This window comes from Hamadaea sp. NPDC051192, from assembly GCF_040682475.1.
Lineage (GTDB): Bacteria > Actinomycetota > Actinomycetes > Mycobacteriales > Micromonosporaceae > Hamadaea > Hamadaea flava.
Window position 1 is genome coordinate 72,233 of sequence record NZ_JBFBAZ010000011.1, and the last position, 15,829, is coordinate 88,061.

The 15,829-nt window shown below is 70.3% G+C and carries 13 protein-coding genes; 4 read left to right on the forward strand and 9 right to left on the reverse strand.

The genetic code is table 11. The features are described 5' to 3' along the window. Positions 1–6: 6 nt before the first annotated feature. The 8 genes from AB0M47_RS07390 to AB0M47_RS07425 all read right to left on the reverse strand — a co-directional run bounded on the left by AB0M47_RS07390 (position 7) and on the right by AB0M47_RS07425 (position 9,807). Complete coding sequence (locus AB0M47_RS07390; protein ID WP_363409873.1) at positions 7–687, reverse strand: cytochrome d ubiquinol oxidase subunit II; 681 nt, start codon at positions 685–687, stop codon at positions 7–9. A gap of 9 nt (positions 688–696) precedes the next feature. Further along, positions 697–1,920 (reverse strand): cytochrome ubiquinol oxidase subunit I, encoded by a 1,224-nt coding sequence (locus AB0M47_RS07395; RefSeq protein WP_363409876.1) that lies wholly within the window; start codon positions 1,918–1,920, stop codon positions 697–699. A 90-nt stretch (positions 1,921–2,010) separates the two neighbouring features. Further along, positions 2,011–2,922, reverse strand: coding sequence for an aldehyde dehydrogenase family protein (locus AB0M47_RS07400; RefSeq protein ID WP_363409879.1), 912 nt, complete (start codon positions 2,920–2,922; stop codon positions 2,011–2,013). Beyond that, positions 2,912–4,342, reverse strand: coding sequence for an aldehyde dehydrogenase family protein (locus tag AB0M47_RS07405; RefSeq protein ID WP_363409882.1), 1,431 nt, complete (start codon positions 4,340–4,342; stop codon positions 2,912–2,914). Before AB0M47_RS07405 ends, AB0M47_RS07400 begins: the two co-directional genes overlap by 11 nt. Before the next feature lie 5 nt (positions 4,343–4,347). Next, positions 4,348–5,295, reverse strand: a complete 948-nt coding sequence (gene deoC / locus AB0M47_RS07410) for a deoxyribose-phosphate aldolase (RefSeq protein WP_363409885.1) — start codon at positions 5,293–5,295, stop codon at positions 4,348–4,350. 331 nt (positions 5,296–5,626) lie between these two features. Further along, complete coding sequence (gene upp / locus AB0M47_RS07415; RefSeq protein ID WP_363409888.1) at positions 5,627–6,259, reverse strand: uracil phosphoribosyltransferase; 633 nt, start codon at positions 6,257–6,259, stop codon at positions 5,627–5,629. Between the two features lie 24 nt (positions 6,260–6,283). After that, positions 6,284–7,975, reverse strand: coding sequence for a phospho-sugar mutase (locus AB0M47_RS07420; RefSeq protein WP_363409891.1), 1,692 nt, complete (start codon positions 7,973–7,975; stop codon positions 6,284–6,286). Between the two features lie 56 nt (positions 7,976–8,031). Further along, positions 8,032–9,807 carry a serine/threonine-protein kinase gene (locus AB0M47_RS07425; protein WP_363409894.1) on the reverse strand — a complete coding sequence of 592 codons (1,776 nt, stop codon included), beginning with the start codon at positions 9,805–9,807 and terminating at the stop codon, positions 8,032–8,034. A 224-nt stretch (positions 9,808–10,031) separates the two neighbouring features. Here AB0M47_RS07425 and AB0M47_RS07430 point away from each other — a divergent pair, with 224 nt between their 5' ends. Both AB0M47_RS07430 and AB0M47_RS07435 read left to right on the forward strand, forming a co-directional pair. Beyond that, the gene (locus AB0M47_RS07430) at positions 10,032–11,606 is read left to right on the forward strand and encodes a methylmalonyl-CoA mutase family protein (RefSeq protein WP_363409897.1); all 1,575 of its coding nucleotides are present in this window, start codon (positions 10,032–10,034) and stop codon (positions 11,604–11,606) included. A 395-nt stretch (positions 11,607–12,001) separates the two neighbouring features. Then, on the forward strand, positions 12,002–13,261 hold the full coding sequence (locus tag AB0M47_RS07435; protein WP_363409900.1) for an amidohydrolase: 1,260 nt from the start codon (positions 12,002–12,004) through the stop codon (positions 13,259–13,261). 46 nt (positions 13,262–13,307) lie between these two features. Here the strand turns inward: AB0M47_RS07435 and AB0M47_RS07440 are convergent, their stop codons facing one another. After that, entirely contained in the window at positions 13,308–14,258 is a 951-nt protein-coding gene (locus tag AB0M47_RS07440; RefSeq protein WP_363409903.1) for a DUF4349 domain-containing protein, read from the reverse strand. A 47-nt stretch (positions 14,259–14,305) separates the two neighbouring features. On the opposite strand from AB0M47_RS07440, the gene AB0M47_RS07445 reads away from it, so the two are divergent. Both AB0M47_RS07445 and AB0M47_RS07450 read left to right on the forward strand, forming a co-directional pair. Further along, a complete protein-coding gene (locus AB0M47_RS07445) occupies positions 14,306–14,938 on the forward strand; it encodes an MBL fold metallo-hydrolase (RefSeq protein WP_363409906.1) in 633 nt (210 codons plus the stop codon). Positions 14,939–14,949: 11 nt separating this feature from the next. After that, positions 14,950–15,714 (forward strand): hypothetical protein, encoded by a 765-nt coding sequence (locus AB0M47_RS07450; RefSeq protein WP_363409909.1) that lies wholly within the window; start codon positions 14,950–14,952, stop codon positions 15,712–15,714. Positions 15,715–15,829 lie beyond the last annotated feature (115 nt).

Genomic DNA, 15,829 nt, shown 5'->3' on the forward strand with positions numbered 1-15,829 from the left:
TCCGGGTCAGCTTGCGACGGGAGCCTGGCGCGGGTGTCGCGTACGGAACATCCACCAGGTCGCCGCCTGAGCCAGGAGCACGAGCGGGAGCAGGGCGTACGCGGCCGGTCGGACCAGGTCGAGGGTGGCCGAGTCGGCAACGTGCCAATCCACCGCACTGCCCGCCGCGAAGGTGAGCGCGAGGATGACGACGCTCGTCCCGCCCAAGATCGCCCAGCGGCGGGAGACGAACGCCCAACCGTGCAGACCACCCAAGGCGAGCAGGCCGAGCGCGCATGCGCCGGTCACCGCTGTGACGTGGAAGGTGCCGCCCTGCCAGATGCCGCCGAGTGCCGCGCCCCAGCCGATCAGGGCCAGCGCCCCGCCGATGCGGGCCACCCCGTCCAGGAGGCCCACCCCGCCGGGCGTACGCCGGAACAGCCGGAGGCCGTAGGCCGCGGTCACCAGGATCACGCCGAGCAGCGCCACCCCGACCGGTACGCGTTGCTGCGACAGCAGCTCACCCTCGTTCAGCGGGTACGCCCCGAAGAGCAGGCCGACGGCGCCCACGAGCCAGACCTCGTTGCCGAGGAACACCGGGGCGACCCGGTCGAGGTCGGCGCGCCCCCGCGAGACCAGGGCGACGCCGTAATCCAGTCCACCTAGGACGAAGTAGCCGCCGAAGAGCAGTGCGAGCAGGAAAGTCATCACAGGTCCTTAGGCCAACGGGGTCAGGGCGTCGGGAGCGGGGTCCACCGGGCCTCGGTTGGCGGCCCGGGCGATCAGCACCCAGTCGGTGACCGCCAGCGCGACGAGGACGGTCGTGAAGACCGCGTACGCCGTGAGCATCGCGCCGGGCGAGCCGCCTGGCGTGACCGCGTCCTGCAACGGGAGCAGCCCGTACGCCGCGAACGGCTGCCGGCCGCCCTCCCGGAACAGCCAGCCGAGGCTGGCCGCCAGGAACGGCAGTGGAATGGCCAGGAGCAGCAGATAGAGCGGGAACCGCCAGCGGATGATCCAGTCCCGGAAGAACAGCGGGATCAGGAACATCACCATGGGCAGCAGATTGCCGATGAGGATCATGAAGCCCAGAGCCGTGCTCGCGTACGCGGGCAGGTGGTAGTCGCCGGGGCCGAACCGGGCGGTGAAGTCGGCCACGGCCGCCGCCTTCGCCGCGTCGTCACCGAACTTGGTCGGCTGGAGGTCGGACACGAAGCCGTACTGGGCGTAGCCGAAGCCGACCACGAAGAAGCCGCCGATGGCCGCGGTCACCACGCCGAGCCGCAGGGACTTGCGGAAGAACTCCACTTCCTGCGTACGCCGGATGAAGTGCCACGCGCTGATCCCGGCCATCACGAAGCCGCCGACCGAGATGGCCGCGAACACGACGTGCGGAAGCGCCATCACCAGCGACTTGTTCGACAACAGCGCCCCGATGTCGGTCAGCCGGATGACGCCGTCGGCGCCCTTGTCGTAGCCGACCGGGTGCTGGAGGAACGAGTTGGCGACCATGACCCAGAAGACGCTGGCGTACGCCGTCAACGCGACCAGCCAGATCAACGCGGTGTGCACCCAGCGGTTCAGCCGCCCCCAGCCGAAGATCCACAACCCGAGGAAGGTGGACTCCAGGAAGAACGCGATGATCGTCTCCATCGCGAGCGGCGCGCCGAACACGTTGCCGAGGTAGTGCGACAGCCCGCTCCAGCTCGTCCCGAACTGCAACTCCAGGACCACGCCGGTGGCGATCCCGAGGAAGTAGTTGATCACGTAGAGCCGACCCCAGAAGCGGGTCTGCCGCTCGTACATCGGCTTCTTCGTGATCGCCCAGGTCGTCTGCAGGACGACCAACAGCGTCACCAGTCCCAGCGTCAGCAGGACGAACAGGAAATGGATGATGGTGGTGGTCGCGAACTGCAACCGCGCGATCTCCAGGACAGTCACGGGATCAAGCTACTTCCGAGGTTTCTCCCACGGATCGGGAATCCCCCCGAGGCGTCCCCCAAATCACATCCCCTAGGTGATCTTCTCGCGCTAGTAGGCGGTACCCTTCGCGCCCTCGAAGCTCTTGGGATGCCAGACCGTCTTGGTCTCCAGGAACGGCGTCATGCGGCTCAGGCCCGGATCGGCCGACCAGTCCACCGAAGCCGGGCGTACCAGGCGTTTGAGCGTGTCGGCCGCCGCGATCTCCAGGTCCTTGGCCAGCTCCGCGTCCTCGATCCCGGCCAGGTCCAGGCCGTTGACGTCGGAGTGCGACGCCAGCCACGGCGCGATCTCGGCCGGCGAGCCGGTGAGGATGTTCACCACGCCGCCCGGCAAGTCCGATGTGGCCAGTACCTCGGCCAGTGTGATCGCGGGCGTCGGTCGCGGCTCACTCGCGACCACCACCACCGTGTTGCCCGTCACGATCGCCGGTGCCACCACGCTGACCAGCCCCAACAGGGCGGGCTCGTGCGGGGCCACGATCGCGACCACGCCCGTCGGCTCCGGGGCGGAGATGTTGAAGAACGGCCCGGCCACGGGGTTCGCCCCGCCCACGACCTGCGCGACCTTGTCGCTCCAGCCCGCGTACCAGACCCAACGATCGATCGCGGACTCGACCTCCGCGGTGGCCGCGCCCGCGGCGAGGCCGAAAGTCCGCAGCTCCGCCACGAACTGATCGCGGCGCCCCTCCAGCATCTCGGCCACGCGATACAGGATCTGACCCCGGTTGTACGCCGTCGCGCCGGACCACTTCGCGACAGCGCCCCGAGCGGCCAGTACGGCGTCGCGTGCGTCCTTGCGGGACGCCTGGGAGGCGTTGGCCACGAACTGCCCCTTCGCGTCGGTGACGACGTAGCTGCGGCCTGACTCGCTGCGCGGGAACGCGCCCCCGATGAACAGCTTGTAGGTCTTCCGGACCGCCAGCCTCGCACTGTCTTTGGTGGCGCTGTCTCTAGTGGGCAAGGTACGCCTCCAGGCCGTGCCGGCCGCCTTCGCGACCGTAACCGGACTCCTTGTAGCCGCCGAACGGCGACGTCGGGTCGAACTTGTTGAACGTGTTGGCCCACACGACCCCGGCGCGCAGCTGATCCGCGACGGCGAGGATGCGGGAGCCCTTCTCGGTCCAGATCCCGGCCGACAGCCCGTACGGCGTGTTGTTGGCCTTCTCGATCGCCTCGGCCGGCGTGCGGAAGGTGAGCACCGACAGGACCGGGCCGAAGATCTCCTCGCGGGCGATCCGATGGGCCTGTGAGACGCCGGTGAACAGGGTCGGCGCGAACCAGAAACCGCGGGCGGGCAGCTCGCACGGCGGCGACCAGACCTCGGCGCCCTCCTGCGACCCGGCCGCGGTCAGCTCCTTGATCCGGGCCAGCTGCTCGGCCGAGTTGATCGCGCCGATGTCGGTGTTCTTGTCCAGCGGGTCGCCGAGCCGCAGCGTCGCCATCCGGCGCTTGAGCGATTCGAGCACCTCGTCGGCCACCGACTCCTGGACCAGCAGCCGCGACCCGGCGCAGCAGACGTGCCCCTGGTTGAAGAAGATGCCGTTGACGATGCCCTCGACCGCCTGGTCGATCGCCGCGTCCTCGAAGACGATGTTGGCGGCCTTGCCGCCCAGCTCCAGGGTGACCTTCTTCTTGGTCCCGGCCACCGCGCGGGCGATGAGACGGCCGACCTCGGTCGACCCGGTGAACGCGACCTTGTCGACGTCCGGGTGGTTGACCAGCGCCGCCCCGGTGGTGCCCGCGCCGGTGAGGATGTTGACCACGCCCGGCGGCAGGTCGGCCTGCTGGCAGATCTCGGCGAACAGCAGCGCCGTCAACGGCGTCGTCTCGGCCGGCTTGAGCACCACCGTGTTACCGGCCGCGAGCGCGGGCGCGATCTTCCACGCGAGCATGAGCAGCGGGAAGTTCCACGGGATGATCTGCCCGGCGACGCCGTGCGGCTTCGGGTTCGGCCCGTAGCCGGCATGGTCGAGCTTGTCGGCCCAGCCCGCGTAGTAGAAGAAGTGCGCGGCGACGAGCGGCAGGTCGACGTCCCGGGACTCCCGGATCGGCTTGCCGTTGTCCAGCGACTCCAGGACGGCCAGCTCGCGGCTGCGCTCCTGGATCAGCCGGGCGATCCGGAACAGGTACTTCGCCCGTTCCGCCCCGGGCATCGGGCCCCAGACCTTCTCGTACGCCCGCCGCGCCGCCGCGACCGCGCGGTCGACGTCGGCCTCGGTCGCGTCCGCGACCTCGGCGAGGACCTCCTCCGACGCGGGGGAGATCGACTTGAACGTCTCCGTCCCCTCGACGAAGTCGCCGTCGATGAACAGCCCGTACGAGGGCTTGAGGTTGACGATCGCGCGCGACTCGGGCGCGGGCGCGTACTCGAAAACAGCCATGGCGCTCAGTCCAGAGTGACGTAGTCGGGACCGGAGTAATGCCCGGTCTTCATCTTGTTGCGCTGCAACAACAGGTCGTTGAGCAGCGATGAGGCGCCGAACCGGAACCAGTGCGGGTCCAGCCAGCCGTCCCCGGCGGTCTCGTTCACGAGCACCAGGTACTTGATGGCGTCCTTGGACGTCCGGATGCCCCCGGCGGGCTTCACCCCGACCTGCCGGCCGGTGGCCGCGAGGAAGTCCCGGACCGCCTCCAGCATGATCAGCGTCACCGGCGGGGTCGCGGCGGGCGAGATCTTGCCCGTCGACGTCTTGATGAAGTCCGCCCCGGCCAGCATCGACAGCCACGACGCCCGGCGGACGTTGTCGTAGGTCACCAGCTCGCCGGTCTCCATGATCACCTTGAGCCGGGCGTCGCCGCAGGCGCCCTTGACCGCCACGATCTCGTCGAACACCTCGAGATACCGGCCGGCCAGGAACGCGCCCCGGTTGATCACCATGTCGATCTCGTCCGCGCCCGCCGCCACGGCGTCGCGTACGTCGTCGATCTTCACCTTGAGCGACGCCTGACCGGACGGGAACGCGGTCGCGACGCTGGCGATCTTGACCGTCGAACCGGCCACGATCTCCCGGACGTCGTTGACCATCGACGGGTAGACGCAGACGGCGGCGGTCGAAGGACAACTCGGGTCGAGCGGATCGGGCCGCAGCGCCTTGGTCGCCAGCGCCCGGACCTTTCCGGGGGTGTCGGCGCCCTCCAGCGTCGTCAGGTCGACCATGCTGATCGCGAGATCGATCGCGAACACCTTCGACGACGTCTTGATCGACCGGGTGCCGAGCGCGGCGGCACGGGCGTCGGCCCCCACCTTGTCCACGCCGGGCAACCCGTGCAAGAACGCCCGCAAGGCGGCATTCGACCCGGTCACCTCGGTAAGCGCAGGTGCGGTGACTGTCATGCCCGAAAGCCTATCTCCGAGCGCCACCACCCCGCTCCCGCTCCACCCCCGCCCCGCTCGCTCCCGCCCCCCTCGCCCCCGCTCCGCCTCCCCCACCCCTGTCCCCGTTGATCATGGAGTTAACTGTGGTCTCGACGGCGTGTCGAGGTGGTCAACTCCATGATCAACGGGGGTGCGCCGAACTGGTTGATCATGGAGTTTCCGGTGGCGACACACCGGCGACGCAACAGTTAACTCCATGATCAACGGGGAGGCCGGGGAGGCCGGGGGAGGCCGGGGGAGGCCGGGGAGGCGGGGGAGGCCGGGGGGCCGGGGAGGCCGGGGGAGGGGGTTAGAAGCGGGGCATGCCGCCGAATTGGCGGTCGCCGGCGTCGCCCAGGCCGGGGACGATGAACATCTGCTCGTTCAGGCGCTCGTCGACGCTGGCGGTGACGAGCCGGATCGGCAGCCCGGTTCCCTCCAGGCGGGCGATGCCCTCGGGCGCGCAGATGACGCTGAGCACGGTGATGTCGGTGCAGCCCCGGTCGACCAGCAGCCGGCAGCAGTGCTCCAGCGAGCCGCCGGTGGCCAGCATCGGGTCGAGGACGAGCACCGGCAGGCCGCGCAGGTCGGCCGGCAGCGACTCCATGTACGCCCGCGGCTCGAAGGTGTGCTCGTCGCGGGCCAGCCCGACGAAGCCCATGGACGACTCCGGGAGCAGGGCCAGGACGGCGTCCGCCATGCCGAGCCCGGCCCGCAGCACCGGCACGATGAGCGGCGGGTTGGCCAGCTTGGTGCCCTGCGCGGTGGCGACCGGGGTCTGCACCGGATACTTCTCGGCTGCGAAGGACCGCGCGGCTTCGTACGCGAGCATGGTGCTCAGCTCGTGCAGGGCGGCCCGGAACGTCGCGGAGTCCGTGCGGGCGTCGCGCATGGCGGTCAGCCGGGACTGGGCGAGCGGGTGATCAACGACGAGTACGTCCACGGATTCACAACCTACCGGTAACTGTTAGGGCGCGACCGACCAGATGCCCAGCGCGGCGGCGGTTTCCGTACGCAGAGCGGTGAGGGCGGCGCTCGCCCGTTCCCGGGCGGCGGCCAGGTCGCCGTCCACGACCGCCTCCCGCACCTCCAGGTACGCCTTGAGCTTCGGCTCGGTGCCGGAGGGCCGGACGACGACCCGGCATTCGCCCGTACGCAGGATCACGACGTCGGCGTCGGGCAGCAGGTCCTCGGCGGAGCTCACCGGTTCGTCGAGCAGTGTCGTCGGGGTCTTCGACCGCAGCCGGGCCATGGCGTCGGAGATCTCGGTGAGGTCGTCGACGCGTACGGAGAGCTGGTCGGTGGCGTAGACGCCGTGCTGGGCGGCGATCTCGTCCAGCCGGTCGGCGAGCGTACGCCGTTCGGCCTTCAACCCGGCGGCCAGTTCGGCCACCACCAGGGCGGCGGTGATCCCGTCCTTGTCGCGTACGCCGTCGGGGTCGACGCAGTAGCCGAGGGCCTCCTCGTATCCGAAGCACAGGTCGGCGGCGGATCGGGAGATCCACTTGAACCCGGTCAGCGTCTCGGCGTACCCGAGGCCGCGTTCCGCGGTCAGCGTCTTGAGCAGCGACGACGACACGATCGTGGTGGCGTACGTGCCGCGGCGGCCCCGTCGCATCAGGTGGTCGGCGAGCAGGACGCCCACCTCGTCGCCCCGCAGCATCCGCCAGCCACCGGGGGAGGCGGGCGCGGGGATCGCGACGGCGCACCGGTCGGCGTCCGGGTCGCTGGCGATCGCGATGTCGGCGTTCACCTGTTTGGCCAGCGCGATCACCCGGTCCATCGCGCCGGGCTCCTCCGGATTGGGGAAGCTGACCGTCGGGAACGTGCCGTCCGGAGTCCACTGTGCGTCGACGTGGTGCGGCTCGGCGAACCCGGCGCGGACGAACGCGTCGGCCGCCACCTGGCCGCCGACTCCGTGCATCGGCGTGTACGCCACCACGAGGTCACGCGGTCCGTCGGCGTCCACAGTCGACGCCGCCCGGTCCAGGTACGCCGTCACGATGGACTCGTCGAGCAGCTCACCGGCGTCGCCGAGAGGCACGTCGGCGAGCTTCGTCACGGCGGCGATCCGGTCTGAGATCTCACCGTCGACGGGCGGGACGATCTGTGCGCCCGCGCCGAGCGCGCCGCCGAGGCGGGCGCCGAGGTAGACCTTGTATCCGTTGTCCTGCGGCGGGTTGTGCGACGCGGTGACCATCACGCCGGCGCTGCCGCCGAGGTGGCGTACGGCGAAGGCGAGCAGCGGCGTCGGCAGGTTCCGGGGCATCACGAGCGCACGCAGCCCGGCACCGGTCGCCACCCGCGCGGTCTCCTCCGCGAACTGCTTCGAGCCCCGCCGGGCGTCGTATCCGATGACGATCGGCTCCGCCGCCGTCGTCTCGTTGGCCAGCAACCACCTGATCAAGCCCGCCGCCGCCTGGCGTACGACTGCCAGATTCATGCCGTTGGGACCGGCCCGCAGCGGGCCGCGCAGACCGGCCGTCCCGAAGGTCAGCGGCCCGGAGAACCGGTCCGCCAGCTCGGCGGTGTCGCCCGCGTCGAGCAGCGCGGTCAGTTCGTCGCGATCGGCCGGGTCGGGATCGTCGTCGATCCAGGCGCGGACGCTGGCCAAGAGCGACTCGGTGAGCGCGGGGTCTGGCGCGGTGTGGTCGGTCATGGGCGATTTTTAGCACAGTGCTCCGCGCGATGTCCCGGGATCGGGAGAGCCGTGCGCTACACCAGGGTGAAAGTCTGTGCGATCTCCTCGAAGACGGGCTTGGCCTCATCCCAGTCGCTGGCCTCGGTCGAGGTCTGGATGCGGTAGGTCTTGCCGTCCGCGGTGATCACCGTATATGTCCCGTGCCGCTGGTCCTGGCCCTTCGGGGTGCACAGGTACTCGAGCTGGCTGCCGTCCTGCGCGGCGAGCGTGGTGGGCGTGATGCCCAGCTGCTCGTAGGTCTCGCAGGTGCCGGCCTTCTGGAGGTCCTTGACCTTCGAGTCGACCGCGCTGTCCACGTTCTTGCCGCTGTAGACCTGGACCCGGACGTAGCGGTTGGTGACCTTGGGATCGCGGTACTCGATGCCGTTGGCGATCCCGCTGCCCTTCTTCCAGCCGATCGGGAAGGTGATCTTGTAGCCCTTGCCGGTGTAGACCACCGGCTGGGCCTGCGGACTGGCGGGCGCGCTGGCGCTGGTCTTCGGGCCGGGGCTGGTGGACCCGGCCTCGGGCGTTCCGGAGCCGCCGAACAAGCTGCTCGCGGCGGCCACCGTGCCGATGAGCACCACGGCGGCGAGCCCGGCGGCCAGGCCGATCCGGGCACCCTTGGGCAGCCCGCGGAACTTGTCGACCAGCGAGCCCGAGCTGCGCTTGACCTGCGGCATCGCCCCGGTCGGCAGCTGCGGCATCGCGCCGGTGGCCTCCATCGCCCCGGCCATGTTCCCGCTCCTCGGCGGGCCGGACGGCAGATGGCCGGCGCCGAACTGGGGCATGTCGCCGGTGGCCAGCAGCGCCCGGCCGCCGACCTGCTTGGGCGGCTTGCCCGCCACGGGCGGGCTGGTCGGCGCGACCGCGGTCGGGTCCGTCCACTGCCCCTGCGGCGTCGGCATGACCGACCACGGGTCGGTGTAGCTCGGCGCGCTGGGCTGCTGCGCCAGGTCCCCGGCGAGCAGGTCACGCAGCGTCGCGCGGGCTCGGGGCACGTCCCAGCGGCGGGACGGGTCCTTGATCAGCAGACCGCTGAGCACGTCGACGAGCGGCCCGGCCAGCTGCATCGGCGCCGGCGGCTCCTCGACCACCGCGTGCATGGTGGCCAGCGGGTCGCCCTTGTCGAACGGCGGACGCCCCTCGACCGCGGTGAACAGCGTGACGCCGAGCGAGAACAGGTCGCTGGGCGGCCCGAAGGCGTGCCCCATCGCGCGTTCCGGCGAGATGAAGTGCGGCGAGCCCAGCACCATGCCCGGCGTCGTGAGCTGCACGTCGCTGGGCATCCGGGCCACGCCGAAGTCGGTGAGGACGCAGCGGCCGTCCTGGCAGATCAGCACGTTGGCGGGCTTCACGTCGCGGTGCAGCACCCCGGCCGCGTGGGCGACCTCGAGCGCGCCGAGCAGGGCGACGCCGATCTTGGCCACGGTACGCGGGGCCAGCGGGCCGCCTTCGATGACCATGTCAGCCAAGCTGCGGGCGTCGAGCAGTTCCATCACGATCCACGGCCGGCCGCCCTCGGTGACGACGTCGTAGACCTGAACGACGGAGGGGTGCGCCAACGCGGCTGCCGCCCGAGCCTCACGCATCGTCCGCTCGTACATCGCGTCCCGGTCGGATGCCGCCATCCCGGGCGGGCAGACGACCTCCTTCACGGCGACGTCCCGGCGAAGCAGGGTGTCGGAGGCGCGCCAGACCGTGCCCATGCCGCCGGTGCCGATCGCGGTACGCAGGGAGTAGCGCCCGCCGATCACGGTGCCCGGCGCCGCTCGTCCGTCGCCGGGGGAGCTGTTCCAGGTGGTGGGCATGGGGGTAGTCACTTTGCCGCCGTCTCGTGGGGAAACTGTGTGCAGTGGCCGTCGGACGGGCCTGGTTACCCGGGGTGGGGATTGGCCAACCGCCCCATTCTGCGTGAGAAATGTGGCAAATGAAAGCCGAGCCGAGTGACCACTCTCTGTCATCAGGAGATCGGCGAGAGTATGTGGGAAAGACCTCATCCGCCGTCTGCGCCGTTCATCCTACGATCAGCGGTATGACTGAACGTCGGTTAAGCGAGTCCGGCTTCCCGCTCAAGCCCGTCTACGGACCGGCTGACGTGCCCGAACGCGACTCCGAGCAGCCGGGTGAGTACCCGTTCACCCGGGGCGTCTATCCGACGATGTACACGACGCGGCCCTGGACGATGCGGCAGTACGCCGGATTCGGCACCGCCGCGGAGTCGAACGCGCGCTACCACCACCTGCTCGAGGCCGGGACGATGGGCCTCTCGGTCGCCTTCGACCTGCCCACCCAGATGGGCTACGACTCGGACGAGCCGATCGCGCACGGCGAGGTCGGCAAGGTCGGCGTGGCGATCGACTCGGTCGACGACATGGGCGTGCTGTTCGACGGCATACCGCTCGACAAGGTCTCGACGAGCATGACGATCAACGCCCCCGGCAGCGTCCTGCTCCTGCTCTACCAGCTCGTGGCGGAGAAGTCGGGCGTACCGGGCAAGGCGCTCAGCGGGACGATTCAGAACGACATCCTGAAGGAGTACATCGCCCGCGGCACGTACATCTTCCCGCCGAAGCCGTCGCTGCGGCTGGTCGCCGACACGTTCGCGTACTGCCGGGCCGAGGTCCCGAAGTGGAACACGATCTCCATCAGCGGCTATCACATGGCCGAGGCGGGCGCGACGCCCGTGCAGGAGATCGCGTTCACGCTGGCCAACGGCATCGAGTACGTGCGCGCGGCGGTCGCGGCCGGGCTCGCCGTCGACGACTTCGCGCCCCGGCTGTCGTTCTTCTTCGTCGCACGGACGACCCTGCTGGAGGAGGTCGCCAAGTTCCGGGCGGCCCGCCGGCTCTGGGCACGGATCATGCGCGAGGAGTTCGGGGCGAAGGACCCGAAGTCGTGGATGCTGCGGTTCCACACCCAGACCGCGGGAGTGCAGCTGACCGCGCAGCAACCCGAGGTCAACCTCGTCCGGGTGGCGGTACAGGGATTGGGCGCCGTCCTCGGCGGTACGCAGTCGCTGCACACCAACTCGTACGACGAGGCGATCGCGCTGCCCACCGCGAAGGCGGCCCGCCTCGCCCTGCGTACGCAGCAGATCCTGGCGTACGAGACGGATCTGACCGCCACGGTCGACCCGTTCGCCGGGTCCTACGTGGTCGAAGCGCTCACCGACGAGATCTCCCAGGCCGCCGACGAGCTGATCCAGCGCGTCTTCGAGTACGGCTCGTCGGTCGACGCCATCGAGGCGGGCTTCCAGAAGCGAGAGATCGAGACCTCGGCGTACCAGGTGGCCCAGGAGATCGACGCCGGCGCGCGCACGGTCGTCGGCGTCAACCGGTTCACGCTGGACGAGGAGGAGCCCTACGAGCCGCTCCGAGTGGACCCGTCGATCGAGCAGGCCCAGGCCGACCGGCTCGCCCAGTTGCGACGGGACCGGGACAACCGCGCGGTCACGGGAGCGTTGGCGCAGCTCAAGAAGGCTGCCGAGGGTACGGAGAACGTGCTGCACCCGATGAAGGAGGCCCTGGCCGCACGGGCGACCGTGGGCGAGGTCTGTCACGCTCTCCGCGACGTGTGGGGGACATACCGACCGGCCGATCGGTTCTGATCGAGACATCCGGTCGGACGAATCGTCGTCGCCCGTCACCCGAACGACTCAGCCGAACCTCCACTCAGTTGACTACTCGCACCAGGTGTGCGACGCGCGTACCGGGGAAAGAGTGATCGTGCCTGGGGACCCCGACGGAACCTGCACGTCAGGGGACATAGCGGGGGAATCGCGTAACCGGTGGACGGGGTGTGCGTCACATCCACAGCCGTCACGCGTTGTGAGAGGTGTAAGGGCCCATGCCGACGACGAAATCCGCCACGGAGACTCTCTACCTGGGAGGACGTGACACTCAGCAACGCAACCGCTACCGCAATGACGTTGCGCAGAGTTACGGGTCTGGGGCTAGGCTTGTCGAGGTTTGTCCCACTGTCAATCGAGATCGAGATCTTGCCGTGACGAGTGCGCTAACGCTGCCCGAGGGCAGCACGCTGACGTCGACCTGGCCCGAGACTTTGCCTGGGGCCGATCCGCTACCCGGTCAACTCGACCGCTGGCTTGCCTCACGAGGCGCGGAGCTCGTCGCCGTACGCCGTCACATTCACGCGCACCCGGAACTGTCCGGTCACGAGTTCGAGACCGCCGCCCTGGTCGCCCGGGAGCTGGCCGTCGCGGGACTGCAACCGAAGTTCCTGCCGCGTGGCAACGGCGTGCTGTGCGACATCGGCACCGGTGATCGAGTCGTCGCGTTGCGCGCCGACCTCGACGCGCTGCCGCTGCCGGACACCAAGGACGTGCCCTACCGCAGCCAGGTGCCCGGTGCCGCGCACGCTTGCGGCCACGACGTGCACACCACGGTGCTGCTCGGCGTCGGCCTGGCGCTGGCCCAGCTCGACCAGCGCGGTGAGCTGCCCGGCCGGGTCCGGCTGGTGTTCCAGCCGTCCGAGGAGAAGTTCCCGTCCGGCGCGCCGGAGATGATCTCGGCAGGCGCCCTGAAGGACGTCGCCGCGATCTACGCGCTGCACTGCGCGCCCCAGCTGCCCGTCGGTCTGATCGGCGTCCGCTCGGGCCCGTTCACCGCCGCCGCCGACACCGTCGAGGTGCGACTGACCGGCAAGGGCGGGCACACCGCCCGGCCGCACCTCACCGCGGACCTGGTGCACGCGCTCGCCCGGGTGATCGTGGACGCGCCGGCCCTGCTGGACCGCCGCGTCGACCCGCGGGCCGGGGTGTCGATGGTCTTCGGCGCGGTGCACGCCGGCGAGGTCGCCAACGCCATCCCGATCGAGGGACAGGCCAAGGCCACCGTGCGCATCCTCAACAAGGAAGCCTGGCAGGCCGCACCGGAGCTGATCACCAACCTGATCAAGGACGTCGTCTCGGCCACGGGTGCGGGCGTCGACGTCCGCTACACCCGCGGCGTGCCGCCGGTCATCAACGACCGCATGGCCACCGCCGTCATCGCGGCCGCCGCCGGCGCCGCGCTCGGCGCCGATCGCGTGGTCGAGGCCGAGATCAGCATGGGGGGTGAGGACTTCGCCTTCTACCTGGAACAGGTGCCGGGCGCGATGATCCGCCTCGGCACCAGCACCCCCGGCAGCGAAGTCAAGATGGACATCCACCAGTCCGGCTTCGACGTCGACGAGCGCTGCATCGGCTACGGCGTCCGGACCATGGTCCACACGGCTCTCGCGGCTCTGTCCAGCTTCTTCTAGTCGTACGCGGAAAGGGGCTCCCGGCGTCGGGAGCCCCTTTTCCGGGCTATTCCTCGGTCGACTTCGGCTCCACGGCCGGCGTGCTCGCGGGCGGCACCGGGGTTGCCGGAGCGGCTGGAACAGCCGGCGGCGTCGGCCGACGGCGGCGCAGCCACCACCACAGCGGCGCCAGCACCACGGCCGCCACGACGAGGAACGGCAGCAGGAAGCCGAGGACGGCGGCGGCCACCTTCAGGATGACGACGAAGGTGTTCCAGCCCGCCCGCAGGCCGCCGAGGAACGACGGGTCCTCGCTCTTCGGCTCGACGTAGGGCGTGTCCGGGCCGACGAGGGTCACCGTGATGGTGGAGAGCTTGACCAGGTCGTCGAGGCGACGCTGCTTGGCCAGCAAGGCGTCCAGGTCGGCCTGCCGCCGGGACAGCTCCTGCTCCAGTTGCACGACTTCGGAGAGCTGCTTCGCCTGCGCGAACATCCGCCGCACGCTGTCCACACTGGCCTGTTGCGCCTTGATCCGGGCGTCGAGGTCGACGACGGTGGCGGTGACGTCCTCGGCGTTGACCGAACGGTCCAGTTCCTCGCCGAGCTTGGCCGCGTCGGCGAGGACGGAGTCGAACTTGTCCGCCGGTACGCGGATGGTGATCGACGACTGCGCCCGCGAGCCCCCGCTGGTGCTCTTCTCCGACCCGACGAAGCCGCCCACTCCGGTGGCGGCCGACCGCACCCGCTGCGCCGCGACCTCGACGTCGTCGACGCGTACGGTGAGCTGGCCGTTGTAGACGATCGCCCGGCCGATCTCGGGCGGCTGGCCCCCGCCCTGCTCACTCGTGGTGTTCTGATCCGCGCCGGTCTTCGACCCGAGGTCGCCGGCGCCTTCCGGGGCGACCGCCGCCGGGGCGGCCCCACCGCTGTCGGTCTTATCGCTGGCGCCACAACCTGCGACGAGCACCAGCGCCAGGCCCGCCAACGCGAGCGCTACGGTCTTTCGGCGTACCAACATGGGCCTATGACGCGCGCCTGGACTCTCGGGTTCCTAAGCTGAGTCTCGTGAGAGTGACCAAGTTCGAGCATTCCTGTGTACGCCTGGAGCGCGACGGCGCGGTCCTGGTGATCGACCCTGGACCCTGGGCGGACCCGGCCGCGCTGGACGGCGTGGACGCGGTCCTGATCACCCACGAGCACTTCGATCACCTGGACGTGGGAAAGCTGGCCGACACGCTGGCGAAGCGGCCTTCGGTCACTTTGCACGCCCATGAGGCAGTTGTCGCCAAGCTCGCCGAGTTGGACGGGGTTATCCAGACGGTGGCCTCCGGAGACGCGTTCGAGGCCGCCGGATTCGGCGTGAAGGCCTACGGTGGCCTGCATGCCTTGGTGCATCCGGAGATGACGCCGGTGCCCAATCTCGGTTTCCTGGTGGAGGACTCCGTCTACCACCCCGGCGACTCCTTCGACGTGCCGGCGGGCGCGACCGTCGAGACGCTGTTCGTGCCGGTCAGCGGCCCGTGGCTGAAGCTGGCGGAGTCCGTCGACTTCATCCGGGCCATTTCCCCGCGCCGGGTGTTCGCCCTCCACGATGGACTGCTCAACGAGTTCGGGTACATGGTCGTCGACGGCAGCCTGACCAAGCTCGCCCGATGCGAGTACGCCCGCCTGGAGCCGGGCACAACGGTTACCGCGTAATCTTCTCTGGCGTGACGCCGGAGCAGACCGCGGCCGCAAGCCGTCCGAGCATCGAGGCGTTGGGGAGCGCGTGGACGCGGTGCCCGCGTACCCTGCGGCATGCCCGGGAACTGGGGCTGTCCGCCTGGGTCTTCACCGTCGCCGGCCGGGCGGGCGCCCTCGGCGACGTCGAGCCGCACGTCGCGGCGGCCGCCATGGGACTGATCCACCCCGACGCCGTACGCGAGGCGTACGAGTCGGCGCAGCCGGTCATGGCGGTTCCGGCGATCGCCGCCGAACGGATGGCGCAGTGCTGCCGCTGGGGTCGCGACGAGCTGACCGGGCTGCCCGGACTGCCTCGCTTCGTGGTGCTGACCCGCCGGGTCCTGCGGGCGGCCGACGCGACGGCGATGCCCCTGTACGCCGCCTGGCGGCGGATGCCCGTGCCCGACGAAGCCCCGGCCGAGCTCGCCGGGGTATGCCTCTACCTGCTCACCGAACTGCGTGCCGGGGCCGCCCTGGTGGCGCAGACGGCAGCCGGGCTATCGCCGGTGCAGGCGCTGCTGTCCGGCCCTGAAGGCGAAGCCGGCGCGGTGGCGTACGGGTGGCAGCCGCCCTTTCCGGCCGTGGGTCACCTGGCCCGGCGGCGCGGCTGGGCCGACTCGGTCGCCGACCGGATCGTGGCCGGGGCGTTGGCCGCCCTCACCGGCCTGGAGCGCGACGAATGGCTGGAGCTGGTCACCGGACTAGCCGAGGTCATCCACCCCGCCCCCGTCCCCCTCTCCGCCCGCCCCTAACCCCCCACCCCCCCGCCCATGCCCATGCCCGTTGATCATGGAGTTAACTGTGGTCTCGACGGCGTGTCGAGGCCGGAAACACCATGATCAACACCGAGCGGCGGTCGGGCGGTCG